This window comes from Candidatus Endomicrobiellum trichonymphae (assembly GCF_002355835.1).
Lineage (GTDB): Bacteria > Elusimicrobiota > Endomicrobiia > Endomicrobiales > Endomicrobiaceae > Endomicrobiellum > Endomicrobiellum trichonymphae.
Genome location: NZ_AP017459.1, coordinates 232,386 through 249,734, shown reverse-complemented (window position 1 = coordinate 249,734; position 17,349 = coordinate 232,386). Strand labels below are relative to the sequence as shown.

Annotated in this window: 14 protein-coding genes; all 14 read right to left on the bottom strand. The window is 35.4% G+C overall.

The genetic code is table 11. The annotated features are described in order from the left end of the window. Positions 1–46: 46 nt before the first annotated feature. The 14 genes from rpsO to RSTT_RS01175 all read right to left on the bottom strand — a co-directional run bounded on the left by rpsO (position 47) and on the right by RSTT_RS01175 (position 16,645). Positions 47–307, bottom strand: a complete 261-nt coding sequence (rpsO, locus tag RSTT_RS01245; protein ID WP_015423177.1) for a 30S ribosomal protein S15 — start codon at positions 305–307, stop codon at positions 47–49. Between the two features lie 184 nt (positions 308–491). Further along, on the bottom strand, positions 492–3,803 hold the full coding sequence (gene carB / locus RSTT_RS01240; protein WP_096525386.1) for a carbamoyl-phosphate synthase (glutamine-hydrolyzing) large subunit: 3,312 nt from the start codon (positions 3,801–3,803) through the stop codon (positions 492–494). A gap of 21 nt (positions 3,804–3,824) precedes the next feature. After that, positions 3,825–4,040 (bottom strand): hypothetical protein, encoded by a 216-nt coding sequence (locus tag RSTT_RS01235; RefSeq protein WP_096525385.1) that lies wholly within the window; start codon positions 4,038–4,040, stop codon positions 3,825–3,827. Positions 4,041–4,082: 42 nt separating this feature from the next. Then, complete coding sequence (locus tag RSTT_RS01230) at positions 4,083–5,156, bottom strand: AAA family ATPase (protein WP_197702016.1); 1,074 nt, start codon at positions 5,154–5,156, stop codon at positions 4,083–4,085. A gap of 195 nt (positions 5,157–5,351) precedes the next feature. Further along, positions 5,352–5,570 (bottom strand): hypothetical protein, encoded by a 219-nt coding sequence (locus RSTT_RS01220; RefSeq protein WP_096525383.1) that lies wholly within the window; start codon positions 5,568–5,570, stop codon positions 5,352–5,354. A 618-nt stretch (positions 5,571–6,188) separates the two neighbouring features. Then, positions 6,189–7,229, bottom strand: a complete 1,041-nt coding sequence (locus RSTT_RS01215; RefSeq protein WP_096525372.1) for a peptidylprolyl isomerase — start codon at positions 7,227–7,229, stop codon at positions 6,189–6,191. Positions 7,230–7,432: 203 nt separating this feature from the next. Beyond that, the gene (gene carA / locus RSTT_RS01210) at positions 7,433–8,575 is read right to left on the bottom strand and encodes a glutamine-hydrolyzing carbamoyl-phosphate synthase small subunit (RefSeq protein WP_096525382.1); all 1,143 of its coding nucleotides are present in this window, start codon (positions 8,573–8,575) and stop codon (positions 7,433–7,435) included. 241 nt (positions 8,576–8,816) lie between these two features. Further along, the gene (locus RSTT_RS01205; RefSeq protein WP_015423174.1) at positions 8,817–9,554 is read right to left on the bottom strand and encodes a GltB/FmdC/FwdC-like GXGXG domain-containing protein; all 738 of its coding nucleotides are present in this window, start codon (positions 9,552–9,554) and stop codon (positions 8,817–8,819) included. A gap of 55 nt (positions 9,555–9,609) precedes the next feature. Beyond that, positions 9,610–10,881: an NAD(P)/FAD-dependent oxidoreductase gene (locus RSTT_RS01200; protein ID WP_096525381.1), complete on the bottom strand. Its 1,272-nt coding sequence runs from the start codon at positions 10,879–10,881 to the stop codon at positions 9,610–9,612. Continuing rightward, positions 10,878–11,345: a 4Fe-4S dicluster domain-containing protein gene (locus RSTT_RS01195; protein ID WP_096525380.1), complete on the bottom strand. Its 468-nt coding sequence runs from the start codon at positions 11,343–11,345 to the stop codon at positions 10,878–10,880. The genes RSTT_RS01200 and RSTT_RS01195 overlap by 4 nt, the downstream gene beginning before the upstream one ends. Positions 11,346–11,477: 132 nt before the next feature. Continuing rightward, a complete protein-coding gene (locus tag RSTT_RS01190) occupies positions 11,478–12,983 on the bottom strand; it encodes a glutamate synthase-related protein (protein WP_096525379.1) in 1,506 nt (501 codons plus the stop codon). Continuing rightward, positions 12,980–14,071 (bottom strand): class II glutamine amidotransferase, encoded by a 1,092-nt coding sequence (locus tag RSTT_RS01185; RefSeq protein ID WP_096525378.1) that lies wholly within the window; start codon positions 14,069–14,071, stop codon positions 12,980–12,982. The genes RSTT_RS01190 and RSTT_RS01185 overlap by 4 nt, the downstream gene beginning before the upstream one ends. Positions 14,072–14,516: 445 nt before the next feature. Next, entirely contained in the window at positions 14,517–14,756 is a 240-nt protein-coding gene (locus RSTT_RS01180; protein WP_149029999.1) for a hypothetical protein, read from the bottom strand. Positions 14,757–15,145: 389 nt separating this feature from the next. Next, the gene (locus tag RSTT_RS01175; protein ID WP_096525376.1) at positions 15,146–16,645 is read right to left on the bottom strand and encodes a CCA tRNA nucleotidyltransferase; all 1,500 of its coding nucleotides are present in this window, start codon (positions 16,643–16,645) and stop codon (positions 15,146–15,148) included. Positions 16,646–17,349: the final 704 nt, after the last annotated feature.

Here is a 17,349-nt window from a genome sequence, read left to right as displayed (position 1 = left end):
TCAAGCGTCTCCTTGCATCCTTTGTAGTTTTGCCAGATATTATTTTTTATTTTCTGAGATATAATCTCTTGATTAACGAAGAATAACTGTCCTTGTTATATTTCTTAAGATAATCCAATAATTGTCTTCTCTGTCCTATCATTTTGAGAAATCCAACTCTCGACGCAAAATCTTTCGGAAATTTCTTGAAATGATCTGAAAGATATTTAATTCTTGTAGTAAGAATAGCAATCTGAACTTCTGAAGACCCCGTATCGGTTGCATGTACTTTAAACTGATCAACCACCGTTTTTTTTTCAAATGTCATTTATGACTCCTTGCTTTTATTACATTTAAAAATTATACCAAATATTTCATTCCCTGTCCATTTTTATTTTGATGTTTTTTACGCGGGATTTAAGTTTCTTCTTTATACTCCGCTCTTATTATTTAACTCTTAAAAACATATTATTACTGATAGGATTTGCTTACCGCCAATTTTATTCTGCTCTTTACAGACCTATGCAGTTTTCAATATTCTGCAGTTCGTCGTATGAGTCATACGCTCTCAAATAAGCTATCGCTTTTTCGAGATTTGTCAAAATGGAACATCCGAATTTAACGGCTGTTTTTCTTATTTCTGAATTATTATTAATTTCGTCAACGCTCAGATTCTTATTTATATTTATTACGAAATCAACTTTCCCGTCAATTATAACATCTACAGCGCGCGAACTGCGGTTCCAGTGAACTGTATTGACGCTATATCCCCTGCCTTCAAGATATCTTGCAGATCCCTTTGTAGCATAAACTGGAATGCCGAGTTTATAAAGATTATCCACCACTTCCATAAATTTAACTTTATCTTTTTCTCTGCCAGTGCTTAAAAGAACTCCCTTTTGGGGTTTTATTATTCGGGTTGCTTCCATAGAAAGAAGCATTGCATGATTAAATTTCTCGCCCAAACAACCTACTTCGCCAGTAGACGACATTTCTACGCCAACAACCGGATCCGCCCCATCTAATCTCTGAAAACTAAACATTGAAGCTTTAACTCCTACGTAAGGTATCTCGCTTTCATCGATTAAAATCTTTTTCACTCTCTCATTATTCATCACTTTACACGAAATCTCGGCAAGATTTACGCCCGAAACTTTTGAAATGAACGGGAATGATCTCGAAGCCCTTGCGTTGCATTCAATAACTTTGACATCGTTGTCTTTAGCTATAAACTGTATATTGAAAGGTCCGTTTAAATTAAGACCCTTAGCTATCTTTCTAACTATGTCTTTTATAATGTTTACCGTGCGAACGTATATCTTACGAGCCGGAAACACCATTGTTGCGTCGCCGCTGTGTACACCAGCGTTTTCAATATGTTCGCTTACGATAGAAAGAATGACATCTCCGTTCTTTGCGACTCCGTCGCACTCTATCTCTTTTGCGTCAAGAATAAATTTTGAAATAACAACGGGAAAATCAAATGAAATATCTCTAGTCAGAGACAAATAATAATCCAAACTCTTTTTGTCGGTTGCAACATTCATAAGAGTCCCTGAAAGAACAAAACTTGGACGTATTAAAACCGGAAATCCGACTTTCTTTATAAATTTATCAATATCAGCAATAGAAACGGCAGAAATCCATTCCGGTTGGTCTATTCCGAGCTTATCAAGCGTAGCTGAAAATTTTTCTCTGTCTTCGGCGGCGGCAACGCTCTTTTGGCTGTGTCCTAAAATATTTACTTTCGCTTCGCTTAAAGGCTGGATTAAATTGTTAGGATTTTGTCCGCCCATGCAGGCAATCACGCCTTTGGGGTCTTCAATATCTATAATATCCAACACTCTTTCAAATGACAGTTCTTCAAAATAAAGCCTATCCGAAGCGTTGTAATCCGTCGATACTGTTTCGGGATTGCAGTTAATTATGACACTGTCATTTTTCTTATTTTTAAAATAACTGCTAGTCATAACGGAACACCAGTCAAACTCCAAGCTACTTCCTATGCGATAACTTCCGCTTCCAAGAGTTATAATGCTCTTTTCATTTTTCTTAGAAGACACATCACTATGTATTCCGTCATAAGTTAGATACAAATAATTGGATTTTGTAGGATATTCCGACGATGTCGTATCTATCTGCTTTACAACAGGCAAAATTCCGAGTTTCTTTCTCAACTTTCTTACGGCGAAAGAAAGATTTCTTATTTCTTTTATGCTGAGTTTTATTTTACTGTTCAAACATGCTAAGAGATATATCTTCACAAGCTGGAAATCGGAAAAACCTCTTGATTTTAAATGCTGTAAAAAGTCTTTTGGAATCTGTTTATAAGCATCATACAATTCCTGAACCGTAACACTATCTTTCTTTACGTTTGGGTTAAAGAAATTAAGCAATTCCTTTTCAATCTTTGCCAGATAAAGAATGTGCGACAAAAACCAGTAATCTATTTTTGTTTTCTCATACACATACTCAAGACTTTCCCCTCTCTTAAACGTTTCATAAATTGCAAAAACTCTTAAATTTGTCGGAGACAGAAGTTCTTTCTCAATATCTTCATCGGAAGCATCTTTGAAAAAGTTTACGGTTATGCCGTCTTCATTTTCATTTACCATTCTCAAAGCTTTCTGTATAACTTCGCAGAAATTTCTCCCTATAGCCATAACTTCGCCTACCGATTTCATTTGTGTTCCGAGATTTTTTGAAACTCCACTGAACTTGCTTAGATCCCAGCGCGGAACTTTCAGAGTAACATAATCAAGCGACGGCTCGTAAAAAGCCGAAGTAGTCCCCGTAACAGGATTTTTGAGTTCCAGCAAATCAAATCCTATCACTATTTTTGCAGCTATATACGCAATAGGATATCCGGTAGCTTTACTGGCCAAAGCACTTGAACGCGACAATCTCGCATTAATTTCAATCACATAAAAACCGTAATCTTTTGGATTTAAAGCGTACTGAACATTACATTCGCCGACAATACCTACGTTCTGGGCAATCTTAATTGCCATATCTCTCAACATATTGTTTTCAATATTATTTATCGTCTGGCAGGGAGCGATAACTATGGAATCTCCCGTATGTATTCCCATAGGATCAAAATTTTCTATGTTACATATCGTTATAGTGTTTCCTGTTTTATCACGCATAACTTCATACTCTATTTCTTTCCAACCGTGCAGAGATTTTTCAATTAAAACCTGCGGAGAACTCATAAGCGCCGACTGTGTAAGCTTCTTCAATTCGGCGTCTGTTGCTGCAAGACCGCTGCCAAGTCCGCCGAGAGCGAATGCAGATCTTGTTATAACGGGATAACCTATCTGTTCCGCAGTCTCCAAAGCTTCTTTTACAGTAGAAACAGCGTGGCTTTTTGCTACCGGTGCATCTATCGATTTCATCTTTTGGGCAAAAAGCTCCCTGTCTTCGGACATCTCAAGAGCGTTAACCTGAGTTCCCAAAACTTTTACGTTATATTTTTTTAAAATCCCGCTTTTTTCCAACTCTATAACACAGTTCAAAGACGTCTGTCCGCCAAAACTTGAAATAATTGCAGCAGGTTTTTCAATTTTAATAATTTTCTCTACCCAAAAAGGAGTGACGGGATATAAATAAACTCTCTTGTTCGCTGCCTTATTAGTCTGAACGGAAGCAATATTAGGATTAATAACTATAACTTCAAGACCTTCTTCTTCCAAAGCTTCTACAGCCTGCGAACCAGAATAATCAAATTCTCCGGCCTGTCCTATAGATAAAGCACCTGAACCCAAAAGAATCACTTTTTGTTTTTTTCCGTTTTTCGGCAACAAAAAATCTAAAATTGGCATATTTTTCCTCTTTATTAATATTTATTCTATTATTTGTTTTATTTTTTTAAAGATTGATTCAAAATTTGAAAAATCAAATTCCCCTGCAAATTCATTATTATTTGCAACAAGTTCCGCAAAGTCAGCTTTTGACAATGCAATCGAATTTTTATATTCACGATCACTTGATAAATAAACAGCACTATCAATTACCACATTTTTACCAATCTTATTTTTTTTCAATTTCCCCTTTTCCATCTCTACTTCAAATGATCCATTCTCCCCTTACTTTTTCCAGAATCAAAAAAATTCACTCCCCAAAAACAACCTTCTACCTTCCTTATCTTGTTTGCATAAATCTTTTTTTATAAAATAGTGTTCCATTGATATATAATCTGCTTCATAAATATCCTTATTCACAAGCGTAATGCAAAAAGCATACACATTGTTTAAATAACTTATATATTCCTTCTCGCCTTCAATACGCTTTATAACATCATCATTATCTCTGTCAAAAATTCCTATTATTTTTCTTTCTAGTCTAATTTTTGAAATATATCCTAACAATTTTTCTAATTCCTTGTTTCCAAAACTCTTTTCTTGTCCAAAATCAAAAAAGTCAATATCGCAGTCTTCAATTTCTAATTTTTCTTTTGCTTTCTTTAGATACATCATGTCAGTTTTACCTTCAGTAATTATGAGAGGTTTTTTGCCAGATTTTATGGTCTCTTTCAAAGAATCATATGCTTCTTTAAATCTGTCATTTTCACTGATCATCATTTTATATACTTCATCATAAAGCTCATTAGCAGTTGGATCCGTAGAAACACCAAAATTGTTAAGTTCAACTATTTTAGCCCGTTCTTTAGCCACTGCAGCTAATCCCATATTTAGAAATGGAGAATGAGAACTTAAAATAAACTGCACATTTGGGAAAATATCAAGTAATTTAGGAAGAATCTCTTTTTGAAGTTTAATATGCAAATGCTTATCAACTTCATCAACTAACACGATCCCTGTTATACCTTCTAGAAGTATATTATTTTTGTTATTATCTGCCTGCCTGAGAATTTCTCCAAATAAACAAAACATCGCAGCTTCACCAGAAGAAAGATTGAAAATTGTTGGATAAACAGTCTGCACTGTTTCTTTTTTTACTATCTGGATACGAGTACTACCAAAACTCCTTTGACCTATACCAACTCTAACAGCTCCCAACTGTTTAGAAACAAGAGTTTGCGTAAATATATTATTTATATTCCTCAGTAAAACCGCTTCTTGTTTGGCTTCGGTTACTTTCAAGTCTAAAACAATATCCATAACCCAATTAGCAAGCTGTAACAAACAAGTTCTAACTTCAATTGGATTTCTCAAATATCCTGAAAATTGATCCTTTTTTTAAACTCCAAATTGATTTCATATGGATCATTTAAGTAGCCCGGAGACTCGTATCTATAAGAAGAAAAATAAGTAATAACATTATCTTTGAATATTTTTTCAGCTTTATCTTTATTAAAATTAAGTGATACATGTTTAACACAATAGTTTTGAGAAATATAGTTTTGAATTTTATCTATCAAAAGATATTTTTTCTTCTAATTGTATAGCTTTATTATACTGATCCTGAGTACATTTTTCTCTGATGTCAACATAGTCAATGTAATATTTACATTGCTCTTCATAAGTTTTAGTTTTAAATCTTATATATACAAAAGACAGCTGATTTTTATAAATGTTAAAAGCATCCTGTTTCCCTTCAAATTCATTCTGAAAAAAAGATTTCGCCATTTCATACCAAGCATCAGCAATATACGACAGCTTCCTTGAAATCTAAACTTAAATTATCAAAAGGCGCCCTGTTTTTAATAATGATTTTTTCTACATATATCTTCATTTTATTTGATTTTAAATATGCATATATGTCTTAACATTTACGGAGAATTCCTCTCTATCATTTTATTTTTTTCTATTGATATTTAAATCCTAAGCAGGCTAAACGGCTTTACAACTGCATTTCTTTTATCTTTTTTGTTTTTTTCAAAATTTCTCTTGATTATCTCCCATATCTTCCATTTTATTCTTTCTCCTTAATTAATAGTAGCGATATTTAGTTTCAATTTTAGCGCAAGTCCCATTTCTCGCATATCTCCAGTCATCTTTGAAATTGCAATTATATCCCTCTTTTTCAGCCAATTCTTCATTTTTCTCTGTTCTTTTGCGGCGATGGGTGCACACAAAGAATGCAAGCTATGATTGTTGCGTGTCCAAAAAGTTCATCTGGGTGTTTGCTGTACCACGGTTATTACTGGTTCTATTACATAACCGTACATGTCAACAACAGTGTTTGAAATTTTGTTTAGGCGCTTTATCAAAGTAATCGCCAATCGGGGTTTAGTCATTATTATTTTACCAGACTTTGTTTATTTTAATATTCGCTTTTGTCCTCAAAGTGCTTATGTAACGGATACAAGCTTGCTCATTATTGAATTGCAATAATCTGCTATTTATATAATCTTTGACCTTACCGTCAAAAACTATTTTTCTGTTTGGGAGTTTTTCTTCAAGTTTTATGAAATAATATCCTATATCTGTTTTTATAGGCTCTTTTGTGTAATCACCAACTTTCATAGAAAAAACAGCCTTTTCTAAAACCAGAGGCAAATCGCCTTTCACAACAACTATTCCCAAATCACCATTTCTTGACTTAGAAATAAGATCTTCGGAATATTTTCTCGCAACCTCTGCAAAAGATTTTACTTGAAGTTCTTTTTTTACAGTTTCAACTTTCGATTGTACTACTTGTGTTTCAGCATCCTGTGTACCTTTAGGATTTTTAATAAATATTTGTTTAATTCTCACATTTTCGCTGAACATTTTTTTCAGATCGTCGGCAACACTTGCAGCTAAACAGTCCTTATCATGTGAAAGTCCCGGATTTCCTCCTTTCATTTTTATAATAACCTTATCGTAAAAACTTTTAATTTCAGCTTCCGTAATCTTTTCTACATTGACATCCAATATCTTATCAATAAGTTTCATAAATCTAATAATTTCGCTAACACTTTTTTCTAAGTCTTTGTACGTAAGATTTTGTTTACTGAGTTCTTCATCAATTGCATGATTCTTTTTCAGTTCTTTAATGTATTCTAAAACTTCTTTTCTTGAAACTAAAATTTTTTGTTTTTTTATTTCATTTTTCAAAAGGATGGAATCAATTTGTCTCTCTAAAATCCTGTTTTTTAACTCATTTATCTTTTGTTCTGACCACTGCTCCGATGCAAGCATATCAGATTTTAAATTATTGAAAACTTTGTTTACTTCCGATTCAAAGATAGGCTTGCCGTTTACTATAGCCAAAGTTTGATCCACTTTTTTAGGTTCCGCAAAAATACTCCCCACCCCTACTATAAAAAACGTTACCGCCAACGCTGAAAAAAATTTCTTCATCTTTACTCCTATATTTTAATTAGATATTTATTATCATTTACTATGAGTTTTTTAGCCAACAACGAGATATGAAAAAGAACTGAATCTATCATCTTACAAAATTGTTCCTTATTTTTCTGTTGATATTTATTTAAGTTCTAACGAACTAAACGGCATTACAACCAACGACATTTTTCAATATATTATTTCTATACAATTAACAACTACAGCAAACCTACGAATTTATCCATTATCCAGCTTGTATCGTTCGGACCGCTTGATGCTTCCGGATGAAACTGCACTGACATAAACGGTTTAGTCTCATGTTTCAATCCTTCTACGGAACCGTCATTTGCATTTTCAAACCACAACATCCAGCCCGGCTGTATTGAATTTTTCTCAACAGCATACCTATGGTTTTGGCTAGACATATATGCATTTTTTTCAGGAAACGAAAAGACCGGCTGATTATGGCTTCTATGCCCGTGATTAAGTCTTTTTGTTTTTGCTCCCGACGCAAGCGATAAAAGCTGATGTCCCAGACATATCCCTAAAATGGGCTTATCTGAACTTAAAACATCTTTTTTTATTCTCTCAACTAAATCGCCTGTATTTTTTGGATCTCCTGGACCGTTACTTATAATCCAGCCATCACATTTTACTTTAGAAAAATCACTGTCCCATGGTAAAAGCTCTACCCCACAATTTCTTCCTACAAGCATTCTCATAATATTCCATTTTGCACCGCAGTCAACAACAGCGACTTTCTTTGAAGCCTTATTCATTATCACTTTTTCTTTTGTTGACACAGACGGCATTAAATTATATTTTGACGGATCCACATACTCATCGTCTCTAAAATTTTTCAAAAATTCAAACTTATTTTTATCTTGCAGCTTTGCACCTTCAGGAATAATTCTTCCAGAAAGATTTCTGCTTTCTCTTATCATCTGCACTAAGTATCTTGTATCGATACCAGAAATTCCGGGCACTCCCTGACTTTTCATCCAGTCCTCAAGAGAAACTCCGCCGTCATGGTGATGGCAGCCGTCGTATATATCCGAAACTATAATTCCCTGCGTTTTTATTGAGGAACTCTCATGCCCTTTAGACATAAAAAAATCCCCGATTTTAAGATCGGGAATTCCATAATTGCCAATGAGACAAAAACTAAAAACAAGTATCTGTCCCAAATATGACGGATCTGTCATAGCTTCGCTATAGCCGAGCATTCCCGTATTAAAAACCATCTCGCCGCTGACAATTACATCAGCACCAATTGCATTGCCTTTAAGCTTTACCCCGTTTGAAAGTTCAAGACAGGCTTTTTTATATTTTTTGCCTAAAATTTTCTTTGTTTGTTCCATTTTTTATTCCTTTACAATTTGCTGAAAAAAATCAACTCAATTTCTGATATGATTTTACAAAATAACAAGATCACTGACAATTTCTACTTTTTTTATTTATCCTTGTAAATTTTTCTTTTTTACTATGCATATAAAACGTACATTTGCAAATCAACCACCGCAGACTTTTGTCCGTAGTGGTTGAATCTAAAAAAATGCTAATGCTAAAGGCAGTGGAACTTGCTCTAAATACAGCCGACAGCTAATAAGTGCAGTACATATTTGAATAAGGATTTTTATTGATCGCTGCATACTTTGAAAACGATTCTAGCTTTAACCGGCTTAAATCCTTTTTAAAAGTTTTTGCATAAAAACTAATATGTTTTTTAAGAAATAAAATATCTTCGCCGTTGATATCTACTTTTACAGCTTCTTTCCCGAATTTACACTTACCCCCGCTTCCGTTTAAATAAATAACTCCGCCATGCATACCGGTTCCGCAGAATTTTCCCGTTATATATTCATCCTTTGAAAGATTTAAACCAAGCAGAATAATTGCACCTCCCGCCATATATTCGCCTAAAAATTCGCCCGCTTTACCGCCCGCCACAATAATCGGTTTCATTTCCTTATACTCTTTCATATGGATGCCAACCCGATAACCGACATTTCCTTCAATGTAAATTTCCCCGCCTCTCATGGCATATCCTAAAGTATCACCGCAACTTCCGTGAACTATTATTCTTCCGTAATTCATAGTATTTCCTACGGCATCTTGCCCGTTCCCGAATATTTCAAGTTCGGCTCCATCCATATATGCAGCCATATCATTCCCGGGAGTGCCGTAAATTTTTAATTTAACTTTTTCAGGCAATCCCCTTCCTATATATCTCTGTCCGAAAACATTTCTTAAAGTAATACTTTTATCAACTTTAACCGTTTCATCTATTGAAGCATTTAAATCACGATAATATACATTCAAAGCATTTATAGTCTTCATAGCTTACGTCAATCTGATATATAAACAATATCCCGCTTTTCACATACAGACCAGATTAACATCCTCCTTTATGATTCCATATTTTTTTTGTTCTTTCTTCTTTCGGATATACGTCAAGACCAATATCTTTTGATGTTATATCGTATTCAAGAGTTGAAAGTTTTGTTCTGTCACTTATAAGAGCTGTATAAATTCCGGCTCTCTGATTATAATTAATAAGAACAAATCCTACCAATTTATCGTTTGAAATATTTAATCTGCGGAGTTTATTTTCTGCTGAATCCGTAACAATCTCGTTCGACTTTGAAGTTCCTATGACGCCGGCTGAAATAAGCTGAAGTCCGAAAAACGAAATTGCGTTCATTGCGAAAGCCGCTGGAGCTTTTATTTCTGTTCCAGTCATATTAAAACCCGCAGTTTCTCCCTGACTTGAAGCGTTAGTCCACAAAGCGAGAATTTTGCTTTCATTTGAAAGCATATCCACAGATTCAACACAATCGCCCGCTGCATAAATATCTTTCACAGAAGTCCGCATATATTCATCGACAATTATTCCTTTTGCCGTCTTTATTCCCGCTTTTTTTGCAAGATTTATATTAGGACGAACGCCTACAGCTATTATCAAAATGTCACAATCAAGAGTCTCTCCGTTTGAAAGAACAACTTTGTTTACATTACGCTCGCCACCATGAACCTCACAAATGCTCGTTTGAAATTTGAAATCAATATCATTCTGCTCTATATGTCCTTGTATAATGTCAGCGGATGTCTTATCTAAAACAGATGCCATAACCCTATCCGCCAAATCTATAACCGTTATGCTTGAGACCTGCCCAAACAAACCTTCGGCTGCTTTCAATCCTATAAGACCTGCACCAGCGATAACCACTTTTGATTTTCCTATTATTTGCTTTTTGAGTTTTATGCTGTCTTTGTAGGTCAGAAAAGTAAAAACATTTTCTTGTTTACTCAAATCCAAATTTTTAACCAGCGGAATAAACGGACTGCTGCCAGTTGCAATAAGAAGTTTATCGTAACTGAGTTTTTTACCTCCAGCTGTGAGAACTTCTTTCTTTTTTACATCTATTTCTTCAGCTTCGGTATTCAGCAACACTTCTATATTCCTAGACTTATAGAAATCTTCACTTCGGTAGTACATACTTTCGGATCTTACTTTTCCGCTTAAATAATAAGATATCAGAGGTCTTCCGTAAGCGCCGAATTCTTCATTTGAAATTATCGTTATGCTGCCTTTCTTGTCATTTGCCCTTATGCCGTCTGCAGCATTTACCCCCGCAGCGCTGTTTCCTATTATTAAGTATTTCATTTCAACACCTCCGCTTCATCTTCATTGAGAAGCTTTATAGCGTTATTAGGACAGTTTTCAACGCAAAGCGATTTACCATTACCGTAATCCACACATAAATCGCACTTTGAAACGGCTTTTCCATCATTACTTTTTTTAACTGCACCAAAGGGACAAACTAAAACGCACGACATACAGCTGACGCATCTTTTCTTATCATTATGCACAATTCCCTTTTCGTCTCTATACATCGCTCCTGATATACAGGCTTTCACGCATTTGGGACTTGCACAGTGACGACACTGCAACGCAAAATACGAAACGGCTTTCGGCTGTAAAATTTCTTCAATAATTATTGCAGAAGTTATATTTTCCTGTTTGTGAGCTTTTATTATGTCTTTGGATTTCGAGTGAGCCGTTTTGCAGTAAACCTCGCATAGTCTGCATCCTAAACATTCGCGTTCAAACGCATAAATTTTTTTCATACACTCCTCTTAACTTTTCAAGCGTAAAGTATTTGTATTCAAGACGACACCTGCAAAATTACAGTCTGACGATGAGCACAAATCCGGCACATAAGTAAGTAAATATAATAACAACAGTCGAAATGATTTACTTTACTCGCCTGCATATTTTATGCCGAGTATCTCTAACTCTTTTTCATTCAAATCTATGCCCCTAAGCATAAGTCTATTGCCTCTTAAGCTGTCAATAGCATTGATCCCCATTCCGCCAAGCAGTTCCTGAATTTCATGATTCCATGCAGACGCCAAATTTACAAGTCTTTTATACATAATATCCGGATTGAGCCTCTTTACAAGTTCAGGCTCTTGCGTAGCTATTCCCCAGTTGCATTTTCCAGTAGAACAAGAACGGCATAAATGACAACCCAAAGCTATAACAGCAGCCGAACCTATATAAACGGCATCCGCGCCTAAAGCAACAGCTTTCACTACGTCGGCACTGTTTCTGATACTCCCCGCAATAATAAGAGAAACTTCATTTCTTATTTCCTCTTCTCTCAGCCTTTGATCTATTGCCGCCAAAGCAAGTTCAATCGGAATACCAACATTATCTCTCACTCTTGTAGGAGCTGCACCGGTTCCACCGCGAAAACCATCAATCACAATGGCATCCGCTCCAGCTCTTACTATGCCTGAAGCTATAGCAGCCGAATTATGAACCGCAGCAATTTTTACAAAAACAGGTTTTTTATAAGCTGTAACTTCTTTTAACGAAAATATAAGCTGTCTCAAATCTTCTATTGAATAAATATCGTGATGAGGCGCTGGAGAAATAGCATCGGAGCCTACCGGTATCATTCTCGTAGCGGAAACATCTTCGCCGACTTTTTTGCCCGGCAAATGTCCTCCGATACCCGGTTTTGCTCCCTGCCCTATTTTAATTTCAATTGCAGCTCCGGCGTTTAAATACTCCTTATGAACGCCGAATCTTCCCGAAGCTACCTGAACAATCGTATTCTTCCCATACTTATAAAAATCTCTGTTCAAACCGCCCTCACCGGTGTTATAACAAATTCCGAGTTCTGTCGCAGCTCTGGCAAGAGATTCATGGGCGTTTCTCGAAATTGAACCGTAACTCATTGCAGAAAACATAATGGGAATACTCAACTCAATCTGCGGAGGGACATTTGTTACAAGTTTACCTTTAGCATCAAATTCAAGTTTCTCAGGCTTTCTGCCTATCATAACTTTTGTTTCCATAGGTTCGCGCAAAGGATCTATCGACGGATTTGTGACCTGACTTGCATTAAGCAACATTCTATCCCAATAAATCGGAAAAGACTTTGGATTGCCCATACTTGAAAGTAAAACACCGCCTGTCTGAGATTGTTTATAAATTTCCTTTAATGCAGCGTCTGTCCAGTTTGCGTTTTCCTTAAACTCAAGAGGATACTTTTTTATCACCAAAGCCTTTGTAGGACAAAGAACAACACATCTGTGGCAGTTGACGCATTTTATATCATCAGCGCGGACAACGTTATCTTCTTCATCATATAAATGTACTTTATTGGAACATTGACGCGCACACACCTGACACTGAATGCATTTCTTTTCGTCTCTTATTACTTCAAATGCGGGACTGTTAAAATCCAAACTCATTTTTGCTCCCCTTTCAATAAAGCAATAACCGGCTCTCCACCTTGCGGCGACCAAATTTTATGCGGATTATCGCATATTATTCTTATCGCACTTTCTTCACTGGCAACATAAGTTCTGCTGCCCTTCTCTGCGGCAACCAAAGAGCGAAGCTTAATTCTGTCATTTAAGACTATCATTCCCTTTTCAAATCCTAAAATTATTGAAAAGGGTCCATTAATCAGAGCACTCGCATAAACAGATCTTATACTTTTTAATTCATTTTGAACTTCTTTATTTTCTCTTTCAATATCTTCCCAAAAAGGAGCCGCAACAACTTTTATTGCTTTTTCCATCGGAATATTATGTTTTCTCACAAGCATGTCAAACAGATATGTTATTACTTCGGTGTCAGTCTGGAGAGTACATTTATATCCGTACATTTCTACAAATCTTCTGTTGGCATCGTAAGAAGATATTTCGCCGTTGTGTATTACCGACCAGTCAAGCATAGTAAAAGGATGCGCTCCTCCCCACCAGCCGGGGGTATTAGTTGGGAATCTTCCGTGCGCCATCCACATATAGCCTTCATAAGTGTCAAGCATAAAAAATTTGCCGATATCTTCAGGATATCCGACGCCTTTAAACGTTCCCATATTTTTTCCACTCGAAAAAACGTACGCGCCTTTGTATTCTTTATTTATCTTTATTACATATCTTGATGTAAATTCAGCTTCGTCAACAAAACCATCTTTTACCATATAGTTTCTAGGATGGACAAAGTAGCGCCATATCAGCGGTTTGTTTCTAACGCCCAGTACAGATTTTGTAGGAATGTTTCCCGCGCTTTCAATGTCAAAATATTTTGAAATAAAATTTTCCGTCTGCATTTTAATGCTTAAATTGTCATAAAATATGTGAAGCGCATAAAAATCTTTATACTGCGGATAAATGCCATAAGCAGCAAAACCGCCGCCTAATCCGTTCGAACGATCGTGCATTAAGGCGATAGATTTAATTATCTCATCCCCATTAAATCTCTTGCCTTCTTTGTCTATAATGCCGCTTATAGCGCATCCCGATGGAATTCTCAATTCACCTTCTTTTAACATTTATTCCCCCACACAGCCAAACACCCTATTATTTATGCGTAAAAATAACTCCTCGATTACCCTAAAAACAACATTTTTAAAAAAATTTCAGGACTTATTAGGACTTTTCAACAAACTATTTTAAGAGTATACATAAAATGCTAAAAAATGTCAAGAGCGCTCCACTTTTCTCTGAATTTACTGAATTTTATGTATAGTCATCGCTGAATTACTGAATGAGTTGTTTTTGGTTTTGGCAATATTCTTGTTAGATCACTAGTTAAGAAAGAGCCTACCTAAAGAAACAGTTTTAGTTTATGACCCCAATTTACGATAATCATGAATCATGTACAGTTGAATTACAATTATTTGGATTTGCTTATAGACGACTTTGATTCAACATTGTGTATTTGTAAAGATTTGTACAAAATCTTAAATTATATTTAAAACAATTCTGTTCGTTCACTTAATCATCCATTTTGTTGGCTCTTAAGAAGTCCTGCGCCTTTTGAATTGTTGCGACTACATCTTTAAGTGCCTGAACCAGCTCGTCGTCGGTTCTTCCCTCCAGCTCTCGAACACAACTGTTAATCATTCCCCTCCCACATCCTAAGACGTACAGGATTTTTGCTAAATCCCATCCCTTCTTTTCCACAATCTCTAACTTCTCTTCTTTTTCAAAAGTTAAAAATCCCATAACGTTCATTCTTTATTGTAGTACTTCAAAAAATAGATATAGCAGTATTTTTTACAAGCAGTTTTCTTTTAATGTGGAGGAAAAGTCTCCCCTATGTCATTGACTGGAAACGCAATCAAGTTTGCGAACATTATTTCAATACAGCGAAAAAACCTTTTTCTGTCATGATCAACCGGTACAATATATTATTCTGAAACAATTTTTTTGTGACGAAAAGACCATTCTTTTCTCATATTAAGGAAACTTTGTCCTCGAAACATCCATTCTCTTTTTCTTTTGTTCAAAAACCTGCAGCCTTTAATGATCTAAGCTTGGCTTTTCTAAATGACAGATAATGCCGTAAAAGAATCTTTCTTCAGGATTGCTCTAAAACCACTAAAGGACTAAGTAATAATGCGCTATTTTCTAAACATTTCTCTTATTATTTCTATCGCTTCTTCTTTTGTAATCCCGGGATTTTCAAACCGCATTTCCTCTATCTTACTCTTTGCTTTCCGTATCCATTTACCCGAAAGTCTATTAAATATGCTCATCATTTCTCTTCCCGTCAGTAATTCCGGTTTTGGATACAGCATATTTTTTAATTTTAAATCTTCAATTCTTTTTTTGAGTTTAACAAGTTTTACGTCGTTGCTGTCTTTACCATAATCTGCTCTTGAAATTTCCATTATTAAATCAAGTTCGCCACTGCATCTTTTGACAAATCTGCGCACTGCGCCGTCTGTCCAGTCGTCCGAATACATTTTAGGGTACATGTGATTTTTTATAACCGATACGGTTTTTTGTATAAATTCTTTTGAGTATTTAAGTCTCTTTAAAACAGCTTCGGCTTCTTTAGCGCTTTCAGCGTCATGCCCGTAAAAACAAATTCTGCCACCATTCTTTTTACACGTTGCATATTTTCCCGTATCGTGCAGTAAAGCCGCCATTCTTAAAATGATATCGTTTTTTGTTCTGTCTAAAACTTTAAGAGTATGCACAAATACGTCATCAGTATGATATTTTTCAAGCTGCTCTAAATTCTTTAACCTCGCAACTTCAGGCAGGATTTTAACTGAAAGATTGATTTCATCCATTATCTTAAACGCTTTTGACGGGATCTTTTCTATTAAAATTTTGTTTATTTCGTCTCTTATGCGTTCGGGCGAAACAATTTCAATGCTAGGCGACGAAATTTTCATCGCATTATAAGTTTCAGTTTCAATCTTAAAATCAAGCTGCACACTCTGGCGCACAGCACGCAAAATTCTTAAAGGATCCTGTTTAAATATTATTTCGATATTTGAGGGATCGGTTACTCTTATGATCTTGTTTTTGATGTCGACGACGCCTTGTGAAGTAAAATCCAGAATTTTCATATCGTTGAGTCTCAAAAACAAAGCATTTATTGTAAAGTCCCGTCTTAAAGCGTCCTGTTCTACAGAGGCTATCTGCGTATCCGGATTTCTGGAATTCGCATTATAATATTCTCTTCTTGGCATTACGAATTCCACTTCTTCGCTGTCCATAAACAGTTTGGACGTTCCAAACCTTTCAAAAATAACAGGTTTGTCAAGCTTGTATTTTTTTGCCAGAATTTTAGAAAAATTTATTCCGGCTGACTGCATGGATAAATTGCTTCCTCTACCGCAGACCATAATATCTAAATCTTTAGGTTCTCTTTTGATAAATAAATCTCTTACAAAACCGCCGACAATATAAACATCAAAACTGTTTTCTACCGCGGTAATAGAAATTTTATCAATTATCGATTTATATCTTTGAGGTATGACTATGTCTTCCATATCCACCGACATTATAACATAAAGCGGCAAGATAAAAATCTGCGTCGTCAATAACTGTCTTAATTTCTTTTTCCGCTGTACCGGGGCGGGATATGAAATTATTATATCTTCCATATTATCAGCGGAATTTTTGAGCTGAACCGGATATCCTGTGAAACTCGATATAAGCTTCCGGAGTTTTTCCGTTTTTATTTTAGCCGTATATTATTCAACTTCTATTCTGCCGCTGTCAAGGAATCTTACGGGCTCCGTCAGCAGATAAAAATAACGAGTTTTACACACAATTAACGCCGGACTAGTACCAAAACAAAAGACAACATGTCGTTTTTTCTTGTCAAAAAATTTCCATTATTTTGTACAATTTATATCTACGATAACAGGTAACTTAAAAAATATTGGTCTTTACTCATATATCGAAGATGCTTTGCGTTTTATAAAGTCAAACATCTACTGCTCGTCAAAAGAACAAAGGTATGAAATAAACGGCAGTATGTATGCGGTTGTTGAAACCTCAAAGCCAAAGTCTAAAGAATTATCAGAATGAAAACTTGTGAGATACGCAGAGATGTGCAATGGGCATGATATAATAGGTTGGAAAAGTTTGTCAAACTGTAAAGGAAGTTTATAAAAATTACGACGAATCAAAAGACATATCTTTTTTCAATAATAAATCGGATTTTGACATTGTCTTAAAATGTGGAAATTTTGCATTATTTTTTCTGCAGGACGGCCCATAGTCCGCTGCGCATAAAAAGTCTGGCAAAAAATGTATAGTTAAAGCTGGGTTTGATACATTCTGTAGTAAAAAATGAGAAATA